We start from the raw sequence: 19,082 nt of genomic DNA on the forward strand, positions 1-19,082 counted from the left end.
AAAATGTCAGAAGACACTATTTTCAGTAAAATTATTCGTCGTGAAATCCCAGCCGACATCGTTTATCAAGATGAGTTTGTGACTGCTTTTCGCGATATAGCGCCGCAAGCACCGACCCATATACTGATTATTCCCAATAAATTAATTCCAACAGTTAACGATGTCACCCCTGAGGATGAACAGATGTTGGGGAAATTATTTGTGGCAGCCGCTAAAATTGCAGAACAAGAAGGTATTGCTGAAGATGGATACCGTCTGATAATGAACTGCAATAAACATGCGGGACAAGTGGTTTACCATATTCATATGCACTTAGTGGGTGGACGTCCATTAGGCCCGCTATTAGCAGAATAGTGGATTCATTGCAGGCGAGTGTGCCGAGAGTAATTCGTCTAACTCGCTGATAATAGGCTAATACTAATGCGTAAACAACTCAAGGAATTCAGTTTATTAGGGATAATAACTCTAATGCTGGTGATGCTGACAGGGTGTTTGAGTAAGAAGCAAAATGGATTGAATTTAAATCAAAGTCAATTAGTGGTAATGGAGCCTTCGGTACTGGCCAGTGGCGTGATAGTCGAGACCCCGCGCATAACGCAGCAGAATAACGGTATGACGTCCGCCAGTATTAGTATTAGTAATGTTCATCACCAACCAGCGAACATTATGTATCGTTTATATTGGTATGATGCCAATGGCTTGCGTATTGGCAAACCGAAAGATAATCCGCTAACGCTGGCAGCGGATTCGGTTAAAACCATTGTGGCTGATAACCCTGCGCCACAGGCTAACCATGTGCGTATTTATGTATTTTTACCGAATTAATTCGCGGAGAGAGTGATGAAACGGATCTTATTGGTTATGGCTGCCAGCGTATTACTGGCAGGCTGTCCTTCAACCTATATGCCTGAAAATAAAGCCCCAGTAGAAACGGTAACCCCTCCGCCAGAGGTTGAACCTGTTACCCCACCACCGGTTGATGTGGTTCCTATTCCACCGAAACAAACGGCGGTCGATTGGTCAGCTGTTGTTGCTCCGTTGATCACACAAATGGCCTCAGCTGATAGTGTAGAGAGCGGCAAGATTTTATTAGTTGATTCAGTAAAAAATAATACTAACGGCGCATTGCCAGTTGCAAAAGTGACTTCGGCGATTGTGAATACTGTCGATAATACGGGGCGCTTTAATTTGGTGCCGCAAGATGTGGTGGTTAGTGCCCGCAAGGCGCTAGGCTTATCTCAAGAAGATAGCTTAGTCACCCGTAGTAAAGCCATAGGGCTTGGGCGTTATGTACAAGCTAATTATGTGCTATATAGCGTGGTGTCTGGCAGTAAAGATAATCGTGATATAGAAATGCAATTGCTGTCGGTACAGAGTGGCGAAATTTTATGGTCAGGCGACGGAAAAATTGACCAATAACATTTTTCGGAGCTCGGTGATTGATAGCACCTCTAGCGATCCGGCTATAATTTCGTTATTAGATTTATTGTCCGCTCATTATCCACAAGTCCGGCAAACACCATGGTCTATCACACCATTAGCCGGACTGTCTGGTGGTACTTATTTGCTGGCTAATGGTATTGAGAAGCTTATCGCGCGTTCACAAAACGTGACTCAGACTAATTTATCTGTGTCGCGGAAAAAAGAGCATGCTATATTGCGGCAGTTAAACGATTTTGACGCTGCACCCCAGGCGATAGCCGTGAATCGGCAGTGGCTGCTGGTGGAATGGTTACCGGGTATCTCACCTGAGACGTCGACATTCTATTCTGCCGATTTTCAACGCCAATTAGCCCAGCTAGTCGTAACATTACATCAGCATCATCGTTTCAGTTATCATTTGCCATTGCGCGAAGAAATTAGCCATTATGCGCGTTGGATTGACCCGCGCCGTAAGACCCCCGCAGGGTTAAGATTGCATCGGCATTTTATGCGCTCACCGCTACCAAAAACGCTTAAAATCACCCCTGCCCATATGGATATCCATGCCGATAATTTGCTTATATCACCCTCCGGCCAGTTATTGTTACTGGATTGGGAATATGCGGCGAATACCGACATCGGTTTATCCTTAGCTTGCTATTTTAGCGCCAATAATTTAAGCCTTGAGCAACGACAGATTTTTTTATCCCACTATTGTTTGGATTATCATGCGTATACTGATTTATCCGGGCTAGAAAATCAGTGCCAGTTATGGGAACCTTGGGTAAAATACATGATGCTGATGTGGTATGAAGTTCGTTGGCAGCAGAGTAAAAATGACCAGTTTCTGCAACACGGACAGCCGCTAAGACAGTATTTCGGTTTATCCTGAGCTATCAGGCTGAGAAATATCAAGAACATTTTATATTAATATAGCGAGGCATGTTATGGGTCCGATAATGTTGGATGTTCAAGGGTACGAATTGGACCAAGAGGAACGTGAGATTTTAGCACATCCACTGGTAGGTGGTTTGATCCTGTTCACCCGTAACTATCATGATGCACAGCAATTAAGAGAATTAGTTCGGCAGATCCGCGATGCTTCTCGGCATCGTTTGTTGATTGCTGTCGATCAGGAAGGGGGACGAGTTCAGCGTTTTCGCCAAGGATTTACTGCATTACCCTCCGCACAATCGTTCGCCGCATTAAATGATGCTTATGCGGGAGCTAAATTAGCCGAACAAGCAGGCTGGTTGATGGCGGCTGAAATGATTGCTATGGATATCGATTTAAGTTTCGCGCCAGTGCTGGATTTAGGTCATGGTTGCATAGCAATTGGCGAACGAGCCTTCCATGAAGATGCTGAAATTGCTATGGTCATGGCTGAGCATTTTATTAAAGGCATGCGTTCTGCCGGCATGAAAACTACTGGAAAGCATTTTCCGGGGCACGGTGCCGTGAAAACTGACAGCCACAAAGAGACTGCCCGAGATGAACGAGCTGCCGAGGTAATCCGTCGGCATGATATGTCTATTTTTACTGATTTTATTCAGCGCGAATTACTCGATGCTGTAATGCCAGCCCATGTAATCTATAGTCAGATTGATGAACGCCCAGCCAGTGGATCGCCATACTGGCTGAAATCAGTTTTACGTGAGCAGCTAAGATTTGATGGAGTGATATTTTCTGATGATTTATCTATGGAAGGGGCAGCGATTATGGGCACCTATCCTCAGCGAGCGCAGGCGGCGCTAGATGCTGGTTGTGATATGATTTTAGTGTGTAATAACCGCCAAGGTGCTGTCAGTGTGCTGGATAATCTACCCAAAATGCCTGCCTCGCGCGCATCTATGCTGTATCACAGCGGTCGTCAGTATTCATTAGCCGAATTACAAGCTAGCAGCCGTTGGCAGCAAGCGAATGGTGCTCTAACAGATTTACATCGTCGTTGGAATGAACAATAAGTCGCGCTGATCCCCATCAATTGATTAAATTGGTGAGTTCGAATTCGTTTGTTTTGTACTAAAGCATGCCCAGTGACAATACTGGGCAAATTGATTTTAACTGTGTTTTTATCCTCTTACGTCGATTTTTGAGAATAATTAATAATTGTCTTTTTTATTTTCTATTTTTTATTCTATAAAATATTAGTCATTGAAATTTAATTATTTTTTTTAGTTCCTCAATGATTTCCCCTCCGATTAGCCTGATTAATAAATTCATTGCATATTCTATGTTTAACTTAGCAGTCAATGCTTCACGAGAGAAATATATCCATCAGGATCAAATGATCAAAAAGATTTGACTTTGTGACCGATGTCATAATAATCAATTAAATTGATTTGTATCAATTTTGGTATGACCAAATAACCGGCCATGTTATTCTTTGTCACAAATCAGATTATGTTTTGTCAAATTAGGTTATTTAATTTTTTTGTCTACAGAATACTTAAATAATATTAATTTATTTTGCAGTGGAGTTTATATGGCATCTGTACAACCAAAAATTATTATCGTCGGCGGTGGCGCGGGTGGGCTAGAGCTGGCAACACGCTTAGGTCGTAAGCTAGGGCGTAAAAAGAAAGCTGAAATTACGCTGGTCGACCGCGAACATAGCCATTTGTGGAAGCCATTACTGCATGAAGTCGCTACGGGCTCATTAGATGATGGCGTTGATGCATTGAGCTATTTGGGGCATGCCCGTCAAAATGCCTTTAATTTTCAATTGGGCTCATTAACTGATATTGATCGTGAAAATAAAACCATCACGTTAGCTGAGTTACGCGATAAAAATAATGAGCTGTTAGTCCCAGAACGTCAACTAAGCTATGACTTTTTAGTCATGGCGCTGGGCAGTACCTCGAATGACTTTGGGACACCGGGCGTAAAAGATAACTGTATTTTTCTCGATAATCCACATCAGGCTCATCGATTCCATGATGAGATGCTTAATTTATTCTTACGCTATTCAGTGCGCGATAATGCAGAAGAAAAAGTTAATATTGCTATTGTCGGCGGTGGGGCGACAGGGGTTGAGTTGTCAGCTGAATTATATAATGCTGTTGAGCAGCTCACTAGCTATGGATTTAAAGGGTTGGATACCGATGCGTTGAATGTCACGCTAGTAGAAGCAGGCGAGCGAATTTTGCCGGCATTACCTGTGCGGATCTCATCTGCTGCTCATCAAGAGCTGAATAAAATGGGCGTGCGTGTCTTGACGAAAACTATGGTAACCAGTGCTGATGCTGACGGGCTGAATACCAAAGATGGTGAGAAAATTAATGCCGACTTAATGGTTTGGGCTGCGGGGATTAAAGCACCTGATTTTATGAAGGATATTGCTGGGTTAGAAACTAATCGAATTAATCAGCTGGTGGTTAAGCCAACCCTGCAAACGACGCGTGATGAGGCTATTTTTGCTATTGGCGACTGCGCTTCTTGTGCCAAAAAAGAAGGGGGGTTTGTTCCTCCACGCGCACAATCGGCGCATCAAATGGCGAGTTGTTGTTATGAAAATATTTTAGCTATTTTGCGCAATAAACCGCTAAAAGAATATGTTTATAAAGATCACGGCTCATTAGTTTCTTTATCGCGCTTTAGTACCGTGGGTAGCCTGATGGGGAATTTAATGCGAGGCGATATGATGGTTGAAGGACGTATTGCTCGTTTAGTGTATGTTTCTTTATATCGTTTACATCAAATCGCCTTGCATGGTTATATTAAAACCGGCCTGATGATGCTAGTTGGTAGTATTAACCGCATTATTCGTCCACGGTTAAAATTGCACTAATATTTATGTATTTAATAATGGGTTAAATTTTATTAAATTTTTGTATTAATAAAATATTCTATTAATTGAATAAAAATGGCATCACTAAAAGTGAATATCCACACTGATTAAGATGCCATTTTTGTAACTGATTTTTTGTTATCCTAGTTGTATTCAATCATTTTCCTTATCACTACTCCTACAATTAATTGTTTTTTAATTATTATATATCCGATTGTTACCTTCATTTTCACTAAATATTGCTAATTTACTCGCAGAATAAAATGATTTAGGTTAAATAATAACTTATTAAACCAATTTTACTAAATAGCAGTCGATGCCCATTTCTCATCAATTAAATTTGATTATAATCATATCGTTAAATAGAGGTAATATTTTTTTATAGATAAAAACAGTTAAAACAGGTTAGAAATAGAATAAATTTTTGTTAAATATCGTTTTTTCTTGGCCTTCTATTGAATAAAAACTCAGTATAATCGCTATACTATTAGCAGATGTACCGAAACTGACAATTGTTACTGAATTGTGGAGCATGAGGCCTGCTAATGGCAAAATATAAACTCTCTTTTATTCTTTTAGCCGCAGTGGCCTTGTTGATACTGGGGCTAATTATTGGATTGAAATCAGAGTCAAAACCGCAACTGGCGACAGTTTTATCGGTCGACCCTATTATCGTGACCCAAGTTATTGAGAATGAGCATTGTGATGTTGCTGGATTTATCGGCCCGTTTAATCGCGATCATTTAGCACGTTATCACCCAGCAGAAAAAGAATGTGAAGTTTTCTATATGATAGAAAAGATCCAAGGGATGCATATGACGGATTATCCGAAACGTCAATTTAGCCATTGCATCGTTACCCAGCAAAATATTTTGGTGACCATTGGCTATGATGTTATTTATCGAATTGGCGATACCTTAGGCAAGGTGAGAAGCCCTTATGATCCGGGAACTTTTATTCCACTGGATGAAAAAGGACAGTTGATATTGGATCTACCACTGAAGAAACTGTGTGAAAATGCGATGCATAACAAAGAGGCAGCACAGCCATTCTATTGTTTAAGTGGTTTATTAGTAGCAAACTCACTAGAGCCGGTACAATCGCTGAAAATATTACCCGCTAAGACATATGATTAATAATCCCCAGAAGGTATAAATAGAGCCGAGTAGACAAGAGATGCCATACTCGGCTGATATTTTACCAACTACGAACTATTAACTGTTTAATTGATGTTCGCTAAACTCGGTCAGTAAATTTTTCAAAAATTCAATCCTGGCCATTCTATCGCTTAAATCGAGAATAAATTTCAGTTTACTTGGCCCATCTAAACGGTAGGTTTGCGGAGCGCTTTGTAATAGACCAATTAAGAAACTTGGATCAACTTTATTGCGTTGACTGAATTCAATAAAGCCACCTTTTTCATGAGCTTCAATCCGTTTGATCCCTAAAATATTAGCTTGGAGGCGTAACGCCGCAGAGGCCAATAAATACTTACCGGCATCGGGCAATAAACCAAAACGGTCAATCAGTTCAATACGTAGCTCATTAAGTTCGGGTTGATCTTGCGCACTGGCTATTCGTTTATAGAAGGAGAGCCTGATATTGACATCATGGATATAATCCTCAGGTAGAAGTACCGGCATACGCAGCTCAATCTCTGTTTGCTGCTGGGTTAAATCTTCTAGTGAAGGCTCTCGCCCATCTTTTAGAGCTTCAACCGCACTTTCTAATAACTCCATATACAATGTAAAACCAATGGTGGTCATTTGTCCGCTCTGATCATCCCCGAGCAGTTCACCGGCGCCACGGATTTCTAAATCATGAGTTGCCAATGCAAATCCAGCCCCGAGATCTTCTAAAGATGAAAGGGCTTCCAAGCGTTTTTGTGCGTCAGTGGTCATCGCTTTCGGATGCGGAGTTAATAAATAGGCGTAGGCTTGGTGATGAGAACGTCCAACGCGACCGCGTAATTGATGCAATTGAGCCAAACCAAAATGATCGGCACGCTCAATAATGATGGTATTAGCACTCGGTATATCGATACCCGTCTCGATAATCGTCGTACAAATTAAGACATTGAAACGCTGATGATGGAAATCGGTCATAACCCGTTCTAACTCACGCTCGCGCATTTGACCATGACCAACGACAAAACGCGCCTCTGGGATCAGCTCTTCCAGCCGATTTTTAGCTTTTTCGATATTTTCGACATCGTTATACAGATAATAAACTTGGCCGCCGCGCATCACTTCACGCAGAATAGCCTCACGGATTACCAGCTCATCATATTGCCGTACAAAGGTTTTTACCGCTAAGCGTCTTGCGGGCGGGGTAGCGATAATTGATAAATCACGCATACCACTCATGGCCATGTTTAGGGTACGAGGGATCGGTGTTGCGGTAAGCGTCAGAATATCCACATCGGCGCGCATAGCTTTGATCCGTTCTTTATGACGGACCCCAAAACGGTGTTCTTCATCGACAATTAGCAGCCCTAAATCTTTCCACATAATATCATTTTGCAATAACTTATGTGTACCGATAAGTATATCCACTTTACCGTCGATAGTGTCTTGAATAACTTGTTGTTGCTCTTTGGCCGTTCTGAAGCGTGAGATCATTTCTATTTGGATTGGCCAATTAGCGAAACGATCACGGAAATTATCATAATGTTGTTGGGCTAATAATGTTGTTGGCACCAACACTGCTACTTGTTTGTGATTATTGACCGCCAGAAAGGCTGCGCGCATCGCGACTTCGGTTTTACCAAAACCGACATCACCACAAACTAATCTATCCATAGCAATAGGTTGGCACATATCGCTCATTACTGCATTGATAGCTTGTTCCTGATCCGGAGTGGTTTGATAAGGGAATCCTTGGCAGAAAATTTGATATTGTTCACGGTCTTGTTTAAACGCAAAGCCGGGCTTCGCAGCACGTTGAGCATAGACATCCAACAGCTCAGCAGCAACATCACGAACTCGCTCTGCGGCTTTTTGGCGAGCTCGGCTCCAGCTATCACTGCCCAGTTTGTGCAGTGGTGCATTTTCATCGGCGCCTCCCGAATACCGACTGATCAAATGCAGCGACGAAACGGGGACATACAGTTTATCGTTACCGGCATAAGTTAAAATCAAATATTCGGCTTTTACGCCACCGGCTTCTAGCGTGGTTAATCCTTGATAGCGTCCCACACCGTGTTCGATATGTACCACCGGCTGGCCGGGACGTAATTCGGCTAAGTTACGAATTAGCGTATCGGTATTGATACTGCGTTTGGTCTCAGAACGACGACGAGTAACGCGTTCGCCCAATAAATCACTTTCGCAGATAAGAGCGAAGTTATGCTGATTATCAATAAAACCGTGCTCAGCAGGTCCGATCATGATAGTAAAACGTGAATTTTGCCGTTGATTAAGCGAATCAATCGACTCAGGACGAATTTTTATCCGAGCCAGTAACTCAACTACAGATTCACGTCGGCCTTCACTTTCTACCGAGAAAACAATCGCTCCTTTAAAGGTTTCGATAAATTGACGCAACTTATCTAATGGCGATTTACTTTGCCCATTGACGCTGATATCGCTCAATAATTGATACTGTAAATTAGTATGTGCGGCTTTAGTGGTTAATTTATCTTGGGATAATTGCACCCGTGGCCACTTTTTAATCTGTTGATTGACCTGCTCTAAGGTTAGCCATAATTCGCTCGGTGCTAACAATGGGCGCATTGGATCGACTTTTCGACTGTCGAAGCGTTGCAGAGTATCAGCTTGAAATCGTTCGGCAGCGGCTTGAAAATCCTGCGAAATAAATAATGTATTTTCAGGGAAGTAGTCAAACAACGAAGGCAAAGGTTGACTAAAAAATAAGGGTTGCCAATATTCAATCCCAGCGGGCAGTGTTTTTTTACTCACTTGCTGATAAATATGCTCAGCATCACGACGAACATCGAAGCGCTCGCGCCATTGGCTACGGAATAATTCGATAGCCTCCTGATCGGTCGGAAACTCATGTGCGGGCAGTAAATTAATCTGCTCAACTTCCGTTAGCGTGCGCTGGGTATCAACATCAAACGTTCGTAGACTATCAATCTCATCATCAAAAAAATCAATACGATAAGGAACTTCACTGCCCATTGGGAATAAATCGAGAAGTGCACCGCGTGTAGCATATTCCCCATGTTCAAGCACTTGCTCGACATGACGATAGCCGGCTTGTTCAAGCTCAGTACGCAATTTGTCACGCGAAAGTTTATCGCCTTTTGACATTAATAAAGCATGCCCTGCCAGATAGTCGGCTGGACACACTTTTTGCATTAAGGTGTTAATCGGAAGAATTAGTACACCTTTTTGCAAGGTGGGTAGCCGGTATAAAGTGGCAAGTCGATTAGAAATAATTTCTTGATGCGGTGAAAAACTGTCATAAGGTAGCGTTTCCCAATCAGATAGTGTGTTGATGGGTAAACCGGTGAATTGTCGTATTTCATCACGCAAACGGAGGGTATTTTGCATGTCACGGGTGATGAGAACGACAGGTCCCTGATGACGTTCGATTATCTCTCCACATTCGATAGCACCAGCCGCACCTATCAGGCACCCTAGTTGGCGTACATCTCCGCTGCGCTGTGGGAGTTCATAACGGTATTTTGCAGACATAAAAGTTGTTAGCTTCTCATTGCGTGATGCCCCTCGACCTGAAAATCCCGGTACATTACTCTGAAAAATAGCAAGACAGGTCGAGATAGAACAAAAAAAACCACAAATCCGGGGGTGAGTGGTTCCATTCATCAATACTACCCTTTATTATCCCTGAACACTTCGCTTTAGCAACAGGGGCGTTACAGATTTCATGATTCAATCTGTCTCTTTATTTATAGGGCTACGTTATATGCGTGGTCGGGCAGTGGATAAATTTGGACGATTTGTCTCAAGTTTATCCGCTATTGGTATTACTTTAGGGGTTGCAGCGCTGATCACGGTAACCTCGGTTATGAGTGGGTTCGAACGTTCATTACAGGAGAGTATTCTAGCGTATATGCCGCAGGCGGTTATAACGTCAGACACAGGAAGTATCGATCCTCACCAATACCCATCTAGCAGCTTGAAAAATTTGGCGGGTATCAATGATATTACCCCAATAGTCCAAGGAGACGTCGTATTACAAAGCCGAAATAATGTGGGTGTTGGTGTGATGATTGGTGTACAGCCCGATGAACATTCACCATTATTAGATAATTTACGCAATAGTGAGCGTGATGATCTACAGCCCGGGGCATATAATGTCATTTTGGGCCAGCAATTGGCCCAGACATTAGGGGTCAAACGCGGTGACCAAATCCGTATTATTGTGCCGGGGGTCAGCCAATTGACGCCGATGGGACGTATGCCTAGTCAGCGTTTGTTCACGGTAGCAGGCGAATTTGCTACCCAAGGTGAAGCAGATACGACCGAATTAGTGGTTAATCAACAGGATGCCGCACGACTAATGCGTTATCCAGCCGAGCATATCACCGGCTGGCGTTTATTCCTCGATGAGCCTTTAGCGGTTGACCGACTAAGCCAACAAACGTTACCCGAAGGTTTAGTCTGGACTGATTGGCGTGAACGTAAAGGTGAGTTTTTTCAAGCGGTTAAAATGGAAAAAAATATGATGGGGCTGTTATTAAGCCTGATTATTGCCGTGGCGGCCTTCAATATTATTACTTCGTTATCACTGCTGGTTATGGAAAAACAGTCAGAAGTGGCTATTTTGAAAACCCTGGGATTAAAGCGGCGTCAAATTTTATGGATATTCATGATCCAAGGAGCCGGAGCTGGGGTTATTGGTACTTTAATCGGTACGGTGATTGGCGTACTAATCTCCAGTCAATTAAATTTATTAATGCCGCTGTTTGGTTTATTACCATCAGGAATTAACTTGCCTATTGTTATTGATATGACACGCGTTTTAGTGATCGCGTGCTCTGCTATTATTATTTCGTTGCTGGCGACCTTGTATCCATCATGGCGCGCGGCAGCGGTTCAACCTGCTGAGGCTTTGCGTTATGAATAAAACTCCACTTCTTGTTTGCCAGAATCTTTGTAAGCGTTATCAAGAAGGGGCGCTGTCTACAGAGGTATTGAAAGATGTGAGTTTTTCAATCAATCCCGGCGAAATGTTGGCCATTGTCGGTAGTTCGGGGTCGGGGAAAAGTACACTGCTACATTTATTGGGCGGTTTAGATACACCTACCTCGGGTGAAGTTATTTTCAGAGAGAAAAAAATCAACCTATTATCTTCGGATGCACGCTCTGAATTACGTAATAAACAATTGGGCTTTATTTATCAATTCCATCATTTACTGCCTGATTTTAGTGCATTAGAAAACGTTGCTATGCCTTTATTAATTGGCGGTACTCCCAAAGCTGAGGCCAATACTAAAGCGCTGGAGTTATTAGTGTCTGTCGGATTAGGCCATAGAGCTAATCATCGACCTTCAGAATTATCAGGGGGAGAGCGCCAACGCGTGGCGATAGCTCGGGCATTAGTTAATGATCCCGCACTAGTTTTAGCCGATGAGCCAACGGGAAATTTAGATTTACGTAACGCAGATGCCATTTTTGAATTATTAGGCGAATTAAATCGTCGTCAAGGTACCGCATTTTTAGTGGTTACGCACGATTTAAAATTAGCTGCGCGTTTAGATCATCAATTAGAAATGCGCGACGGATTTTTACAGCAAGATACCTCATCAGGAGCGCAATAATGGCTCGATTGCCGCTTTCTTTACTAACCGCGATACGCTTTAGCCGTGGGCGTCGGCGAGCGGGAATGGTATCGCTCGTATCAATTATCTCCACATTAGGGATTGTACTTGGTGTGGCAGTATTGATTATCGGTTTAAGTGCGATGAATGGCTTTGAACGAGAATTAAAAAATCGAGTACTGGCAGTGGTGCCTCATGGGCAAATTTATGCTGCCAATCCACCGTATCAAAATTGGGATTACGCTTATAAAGCCATCGAAGAAACGCCTGGGGTAGCAGGTGTTAGCCCGTATATTGGTTTTACCGGTCTCCTAGAACGTGGCGTAAATTTGAAAGCTATTCAAATTATGGGGGTTTCGCTAGAGAATGAGGCTCAAGTTAGTTCATTACCTAACTTTGTATTAGATAATGCTTGGCAGCGTTTTCAGCCCGGAAAGCAACAGATTATTTTAGGCAGTGGTGTTGCGAATGCACTGAATGTCCACGTTGGGGATTGGGTGACCATCATGATCCCTAATACTGACGCCAGCTTGAAGATTCAACAACCGAAACGTATTCGGGTACAGGTTGAAGGTGTTTTTAAACTGAGCGGTTTGCTTGATCATCAATTGGCGCTAATTCCATTGCAAGATGCGCAAAAATATCTTGATTATGGTGAGGGAATTAGTGGATTTGAAATTAAAGCCACCGATGTATTTAATGCCGAACAAATAGTCTACGATGCCGGCATGCGTACGATGCACCATGTGGTGATTAAGAGCTGGATAGGTGATTATGGCTATATGTATAACGATATCCAAATGGTACGCAGTATTATGTACTTAGCTATGATTTTAGTTATTGGCGTGGCTTGTTTTAATATTGTTTCTACGCTGGTGATGGCGGTAAAAGACAAAAGTACCGATATCGCAGTACTGCGCACGCTAGGGGCTAAAGATAGACAAATTCGCGCGATCTTTTTGTGGTATGGCTTGCTAAGTGGGCTGGTGGGGTCACTAATTGGTGCATTGCTTGGATGTATTGTCTCATTGAATCTCACCACGATAATCAGTGGATTAGAATTTATGATTGGTCATCCTATTCTATCCGGAGATGTGTATTTTATTGATTTTATGCCGTCAGAATTAAATGCAATGGATGTAGTTTATGTTTTATGCACCACAGTGATCCTCAGCTTATTAGCTAGCTGGTATCCTGCAAGGCGAGCAACAAAATTAGATCCTGCACGCATTTTAAGTGGGCAATAGCAGCGAATAACATTTAAATGCTATTAAATTCGCCGATAACAGTGAAGCTTGTTTTAGGCTGATAATCGATAAAAACCGGCAATAATTGGATGTGATGGTACCAAAAATTACGGGTTATTGACCGGTGAAATAAAAATATGCCGCAAAATAAAATGAAATGTACTAACATGATCGGCAATATTTGGAGTTATGGTTTAATTTAAACTCTAATCTAATTATGATAGTTTAAGCTTGATAATTAGTTAGTTTAGAATTTTTGCTCGGTAGATCTTAAACAAACGCGCTTCGATGTTAAGCTCGGTGAGTTAGCTGTTGCGCGAATGAATAAACACAAGGAAGCAATGTCATGATGCGTTATCGGCATCGCACGAAGAAGTTCAGAAAAATTAAACATTTACGACGTCAGCGTTCCCGCGGTCGTCTGTTTTATCAAGATTACAAATCTACACCAACGACGTTGCCAAAGATTGTAGTTCTAACGGGCGCAGGTATCTCTGCCGAGTCGGGTATCCGCACATTCCGCTCTTCTGATGGCCTATGGGAAGAACACCGTGTTGAGGATGTTGCTACTCCAGAAGGCTTTGCCCGTGATCCCCTCTTAGTCCAAAATTTCTATAATGACCGCCGCCGTCAACTCCAACAACCTGATATACAACCTAATCCAGCCCATTATGCGCTAGCAGAACTTGAAAAAGTGCTGGGCGATAATTTTTTGCTGGTCACTCAAAATATAGATAATTTACATGAACAAGCTGGTAATCAGCGAATTATTCATATGCACGGTGAATTATTAAAAGTACGCTGTTGTGGCTCAAATCAAGTTCTATCATGGAAAGGCGATTTATCGGTGGATGATAAATGCCATTGCTGCCAGTTCCCTCAGCCTCTGCGCCCCCATGTTGTCTGGTTCGGCGAAATGCCTCTTGGTATGGATCAGATTTATCACGCTTTGGAACAAGCCGATATATTTATTGCGATTGGGACATCGGGACATGTATATCCTGCGGCAGGATTCGTCCACGAAGCCAAGCTCAATGGTGCGCATACGGTAGAGTTAAATCTTGAACCTAGTCAAGTTGAAAGCCAATTTGATGAGAAACATTATGGACTGGCAAGCCAGTTAGTTGATGATTATGTTGAGGTTCTATTACGTGCGGTGCAAGCATCAGCCAAGCAAGATCATGATGTTAAGGTAGCCAGAGTCGATTTGCTTTAATAGATTGAAATCATCTTTACTTTAGCTCTCGCGATAACTAAATAATTCGATGGGGATAATTATTCCTGTCGAATAATGGTTTATATCGAACTGATTATGCATATTAATCCCTTCATTATCTGTAATTTCTGCTAATTAACCTCATTTCGCCATTTTTTGTCACCTTTCGCTACAAATCTGATTTGACGCAATATCTGATAATAGACTTTCCCCATAATAGGTGAAGATAAAAATATTAAGGGGAAGGAGAATGGATAGATTATTGGAACGTTTCTTTGATTATGTATCATTTGATACACAATCAAAACCTTCCGCAAAAACAGTACCGAGCAGTAACGGGCAGCTTAAATTGGCTCGTGCATTGGTCAATGAATTAACCGAGTTAGGTTTTGCGGATGTTACATTATCAGAACATGGCTGTGTAATGGCAACATTACCGGCTAATACTGATTGGCCAGTCCCTATTATTGGTTTTATTTCCCATTTAGATACCTCGCCAGATATGTCGGGGAAAAATGTTAAACCACAAATTTTAGAAGATTATCGTGGCGGTGATATCGCGTTAGGTATTGGGGATGAAGTCCTTTCGCCAGTAATGTTCCCCGTATTGCACCAAATGATTGGTAAGACATTGATAACCACTGATGGTAAAACTTTGCTTGGCGCAGACGATAAAGCCGGTATCGCTGAAATTATTACCGCAATGTTACGTTTAAAACATCAAAATATTCCTCACGGAAAAATTCGTATCGCTTTTACCCCAGATGAAGAGATTGGGCGGGGAGCTCATCATATCGATCTAAAAACTTTCGATGCTAAATGGGCTTATACGGTAGATGGTGGTGGGGTTGGTGAATTACAGTATGAAAACTTTAATGCGGCCAATGTCACGATAAAAATAGTTGGAAATAATGTGCATCCAGGTAGCGCTAAAGGCGTGATGGTAAATGCATTATCATTAGCGACACGTATTCATAGTGAGCTACCTCCAGAGGAAACCCCTGAAAATACCGAGGGCTATCAAGGTTTTTATCATTTGAATTGTATTAAGGGGACGGTAGAAAAAGCCGAGATGCATTATATTATTCGCGATTTTGATACTTCTGGTTTTGAAAATCGTAAACGTAATATGATCAGTATCGCAGAAAAAGTAGGTAAAGGGCTACACCCGAGCTGCTATATTGAACTCACTATCGATGACTCTTATTACAATATGCATAAGGCAGTGATGAAATCGCCTTATGTGGTTGATATTGCACGTCAAGCGATGGAGGATTGCAATATTACGCCCATTATTGAGCCGATCCGTGGGGGGACCGATGGAGCGCAGCTTTCATATCGGGGCTTACCTTGCCCAAATATATTTACTGGGGGATATAATTTCCATAGTAAACATGAATTTATTTCTTTAGAAGGTATGGAACAGGCGGTAAGTGTCATTATGCGGATTGCTGAATTAACTGCATTGAGTGCTAAAAAACTGATTAAATAACTCTTGATCTATTCTCTCTTTTTATTAACCCAGTCACAGAAATAATTCGTGGCTGGGTTTTTTATGGCATTGGCTCACTTAAGTCGTATCAGCGTGTTAAATATAAAGTTATCTGTTTTGCGTTGTGGTTGGTCGAATGCAAGAGTAATACCAAGAAAACACCTTTCCGTTACCATATAGAAGTTCAATATAGAAGTTCAAGATAATAGAGGTAATATAACGAAGGGAAGATATTTATGGGGCATTAAAAACAAAAAGCGTAGCGCATATAAAATAGCCGTGTAAATTTCGTATCGTTAAGTCTTTTAAATTTTATAGATTATTTAAACGGCAAACGTCGCTTAATAACATTTGAAAAACATAGGAATATAAAATACAAATATTAGCAATAGAAAACCACCCAATAGACGGGTGGTTATATTTTAAATTATCTATTATTCAATAGATTAACTGCCTAATTGATTTATAGCTGAACTCATCGCTAGCAATTAATCATCAAAATACCAGTAGCCATTATTGACAAGCTCGGTGAGCAGAGCAATAAAATTAACATCATCAATGGCGTCACCCAGTAATTCGGCGGTAACCGCTTGGTGACGGCATAAGCTGTCTGCGGCGTGGTAGCACTCGGTAGCTAATTGTTCACCATTTACAAAGAAATGATCACCAACGCGTAGGGCGCGTAATCCATTGAGGCGATACAGTGTCTCTTGCTGTGATTTCAGCAGCTCATACACTTCTTCTGGTTTATATTCCGGTTCTGGCGGCGCGATATCCAGCTCATGGCGTGATTGAGAGATAAATGTCCCTAACCATTTTCGGAATATTTCAGGTTCACTAATCATCGACTCCATCATTTCGCGCAGTTTAATTTGCTCGCCTTGTAAAATTTCAGCCGGATTATCTCGGAATGAAAGGTCTGGGTCGCTATAACGATAGCTACCTAACTCATTGGCAATTAAATAATCAGCAAAACTGCTTAGTAACTCGCGTGAATTAGGGGCTCTGAATCCAACGGAGTAGTTGAGCGAAGGTTCAATTGCATAGCCTTCATGTGGAAATCCAGGCGGAATATACAGGATATCACCGGGTTCCATTTCTTCATCAATGATGGCGTCAAAGGGCTGGACCTGCAATAAATCAGGATGTGGGCAATGTTGTTTCATTGGGACTTTTTCACCAACGCGCCATTGTCTACGGCCTACACCTTGAATAATAAACACATCATATTGATCTAAATGAGGGCCGACGCCACCGCCAGGCACTGAATAGGAGACCATCAAGTCATCCATACGCCAGTCTGATAAAACTCTGAACGGTTTCATTAATGCCGCAGAAGGATGATGCCAATGATCAACAGCTTGAACTAAAATTGACCAGTTTTCTTCGCCAAGATGGTCATAACGTTCAAATGGACCGTGTGAAACTTGCCAGTTACCGGCTTTATTACTAACAAGGCGGCTATCTACTTCCTCTTCCATTGCCAGCCCTGCAAGTTCATCAGGCGAGAGCGGATCAATAAAATCAGAGAATCCATTTTTAATTAATAGGGGGCGTTTTTGCCAATGGCTGTCGAGGAACGATTGCCAGTCAAGATTGAGTTTATAATCCATCTTTCTGTCCTGAGTTAATGGTATCTACAGCTATAGTATACCCGAATATTGGCGATAAACAGGAACATAAAGTTCTTTCGTGATCTGCAATTAATTATCATCAATCACCGATTGTTGACGAAAAATAACCACTAACTGTGCGCCGCCCAATGGACTATCATTAATTTGGATTTCACCATCATATTGGTCAATAATTTCCGAGGCGATGGAAAGCCCTAGGCCTTGACCGGGACGCATGGTATCAACACGCTGACCTCGCATAAAAATAACATCACGCTTACTCTCTGGTACGCCGGGACCATCATCGTCAACAATAATTGCTAAACTGTCGTTATTGACACGCGCGGTGACTTCGACAAATTCTAAACAATATTTGCAGGCATTCTCTAAAATATTGCCCATCACCTCCATAAAATCATTTGGCTGGCCTAACCAAGTAATTTCTGGGGAGATATCTAAAGTAATGACGACATCTTTACGTTGATACACTTTATGCAGCGCGCTGATTAAGCTGTCGAGTAAAACCGACACTGAAGTTAATTCACGTAGCATCATATTGTTATCGCTGCTACGCATGGTGGCACGATGCAGATAATAACCGATTTGTTGCGATATTCGGCCAATTTGCTCAATCATGATCGGTTCTGCTTGCTCGATTGTCATCTGTTTACCTGAGCGTAGTGAACGGAGTGTAGACTGCAAAACGGCTAGAGGCGTTTTCAAACTGTGGGTTAAATCAGACAAAGTGGTGCGATATTTACTATTACGCTTGCGTTCATTACTCAAGAGTGCATTTAAATTGCGCACTAATCCCCGTAACTCAGCCGGGGGATTCTCATCCAGAGTTTCTCTTTCACCTTTTTCTAAGCCACTTATTTGAGTAATTAATAACTTAATTGGCCGTAAACTCCAATAAGCAGCAAGCCAAAGCAAAGGGATCACTAAAATAAGATTAGCTAATAACACATATCCAAACCATTCCCAAACTAAATCTGTTTTTTGTAAATCTTGGGGAAGAGGGTCAATAACCACAATTTTTAAGGCAGGTAAATGATCTGTTTTAGCATATTGATTTACGGAGAGAGAATGGATTAAAGGCTCATCATCCTCGTCTAGTTCATCAAGCTGTTGATGATAATTCGGTGAATCTTTTAATAATTCGCGGGTGGTAGATAAATCAGTCTCTAGCTCATGTAATCCCTCAGTGGCGAGCCATTTTTTCGAGATCATCTTTTCAACTACGGGTAATTGACGCTGACGCCAAATAATCTGATCGTGATCATCATAGATTATTACCAAAGAGGGGGCATTTAAGATGAAATTGGGAGGGACACGGATATCTAACCGGTTATTACTCCATTGTGCCAAACTGTAAAATAGATTACTTTGACTCCGCAGCAAAGTATAGTTTGTCTTATCAAAACTGACTAAATAGCCTAATATCGCGACCACGCCATAAGATAGCGTGAGCGATAATATTACGGCGGCGGTGGCTAGCAGAAATCGTGCGCGTAATGACAGTGGTTTTAAGCTGAATTTCTTGATGTTCAT

The 19,082-nt window shown here is 41.9% G+C and carries 15 protein-coding genes; 12 read left to right on the plus strand and 3 right to left on the minus strand.

Features of this window, described 5'->3' with window-relative positions; genetic code table 11:
- Positions 1-3: 3 nt before the first annotated feature.
- The 7 genes from hinT (at position 4) to umoD (ending at position 6,348) form a co-directional block, all read left to right on the plus strand.
- Positions 4-354, plus strand: a complete 351-nt coding sequence (gene hinT / locus M992_RS08590; protein ID WP_053908155.1) for a purine nucleoside phosphoramidase — start codon at positions 4-6, stop codon at positions 352-354.
- Between the two features lie 66 nt (positions 355-420).
- The gene (locus tag M992_RS08595) at positions 421-825 is read left to right on the plus strand and encodes a YcfL family putative periplasmic lipoprotein (RefSeq protein ID WP_053908156.1); all 405 of its coding nucleotides are present in this window, start codon (positions 421-423) and stop codon (positions 823-825) included.
- A gap of 15 nt (positions 826-840) precedes the next feature.
- Complete coding sequence (gene lpoB, locus M992_RS08600) at positions 841-1,419, plus strand: penicillin-binding protein activator LpoB (RefSeq protein ID WP_053908157.1); 579 nt, start codon at positions 841-843, stop codon at positions 1,417-1,419.
- Between the two features lie 16 nt (positions 1,420-1,435).
- Positions 1,436-2,314: a phosphotransferase gene (locus M992_RS08605; RefSeq protein ID WP_248842507.1), complete on the plus strand. Its 879-nt coding sequence runs from the start codon at positions 1,436-1,438 to the stop codon at positions 2,312-2,314.
- Positions 2,315-2,369: 55 nt separating this feature from the next.
- On the plus strand, positions 2,370-3,386 hold the full coding sequence (gene nagZ, locus M992_RS08610) for a beta-N-acetylhexosaminidase (protein ID WP_053908158.1): 1,017 nt from the start codon (positions 2,370-2,372) through the stop codon (positions 3,384-3,386).
- 521 nt (positions 3,387-3,907) lie between these two features.
- Positions 3,908-5,212 carry an NAD(P)/FAD-dependent oxidoreductase gene (locus M992_RS08615; RefSeq protein ID WP_047256935.1) on the plus strand — a complete coding sequence of 435 codons (1,305 nt, stop codon included), beginning with the start codon at positions 3,908-3,910 and terminating at the stop codon, positions 5,210-5,212.
- Positions 5,213-5,757: 545 nt separating this feature from the next.
- Positions 5,758-6,348 (plus strand): UmoD family flagellar biogenesis regulator, encoded by a 591-nt coding sequence (gene umoD, locus M992_RS08620; RefSeq protein ID WP_053908159.1) that lies wholly within the window; start codon positions 5,758-5,760, stop codon positions 6,346-6,348.
- A gap of 78 nt (positions 6,349-6,426) precedes the next feature.
- On the opposite strand, the gene mfd is transcribed toward umoD, so the two are convergent.
- Complete coding sequence (mfd, locus tag M992_RS08625; protein ID WP_053908160.1) at positions 6,427-9,873, minus strand: transcription-repair coupling factor; 3,447 nt, start codon at positions 9,871-9,873, stop codon at positions 6,427-6,429.
- A gap of 193 nt (positions 9,874-10,066) precedes the next feature.
- Between mfd and lolC the strand changes: the two genes are divergently transcribed.
- The 5 genes from lolC (at position 10,067) to pepT (ending at position 15,918) form a co-directional block, all read left to right on the plus strand.
- Positions 10,067-11,269, plus strand: coding sequence for a lipoprotein-releasing ABC transporter permease subunit LolC (gene lolC, locus M992_RS08630; protein WP_053908161.1), 1,203 nt, complete (start codon positions 10,067-10,069; stop codon positions 11,267-11,269).
- Positions 11,262-11,963: a lipoprotein-releasing ABC transporter ATP-binding protein LolD gene (gene lolD, locus M992_RS08635; protein WP_053908162.1), complete on the plus strand. Its 702-nt coding sequence runs from the start codon at positions 11,262-11,264 to the stop codon at positions 11,961-11,963. The genes lolC and lolD overlap by 8 nt, the downstream gene beginning before the upstream one ends.
- The gene (lolE, locus tag M992_RS08640) at positions 11,963-13,210 is read left to right on the plus strand and encodes a lipoprotein-releasing ABC transporter permease subunit LolE (RefSeq protein WP_053908163.1); all 1,248 of its coding nucleotides are present in this window, start codon (positions 11,963-11,965) and stop codon (positions 13,208-13,210) included. Before lolD ends, lolE begins: the two co-directional genes overlap by 1 nt.
- Positions 13,211-13,559: 349 nt before the next feature.
- Complete coding sequence (gene cobB, locus M992_RS08645) at positions 13,560-14,426, plus strand: Sir2 family NAD+-dependent deacetylase (protein ID WP_053908527.1); 867 nt, start codon at positions 13,560-13,562, stop codon at positions 14,424-14,426.
- A gap of 250 nt (positions 14,427-14,676) precedes the next feature.
- Positions 14,677-15,918, plus strand: coding sequence for a peptidase T (gene pepT / locus M992_RS08650; RefSeq protein WP_053908164.1), 1,242 nt, complete (start codon positions 14,677-14,679; stop codon positions 15,916-15,918).
- A gap of 488 nt (positions 15,919-16,406) precedes the next feature.
- Here pepT and M992_RS08655 read toward each other — a convergent pair whose 3' ends face one another.
- Both M992_RS08655 and phoQ read right to left on the minus strand, forming a co-directional pair.
- Positions 16,407-17,531 (minus strand): ribosomal protein uL16 3-hydroxylase, encoded by a 1,125-nt coding sequence (locus tag M992_RS08655; protein WP_053908165.1) that lies wholly within the window; start codon positions 17,529-17,531, stop codon positions 16,407-16,409.
- Between the two features lie 90 nt (positions 17,532-17,621).
- Entirely contained in the window at positions 17,622-19,082 is a 1,461-nt protein-coding gene (gene phoQ, locus M992_RS08660; protein ID WP_053908166.1) for a two-component system sensor histidine kinase PhoQ, read from the minus strand.

The organism is Moellerella wisconsensis ATCC 35017, assembly GCF_001294465.1.
Classification (GTDB): Bacteria; Pseudomonadota; Gammaproteobacteria; order Enterobacterales; family Enterobacteriaceae; genus Moellerella; species Moellerella wisconsensis.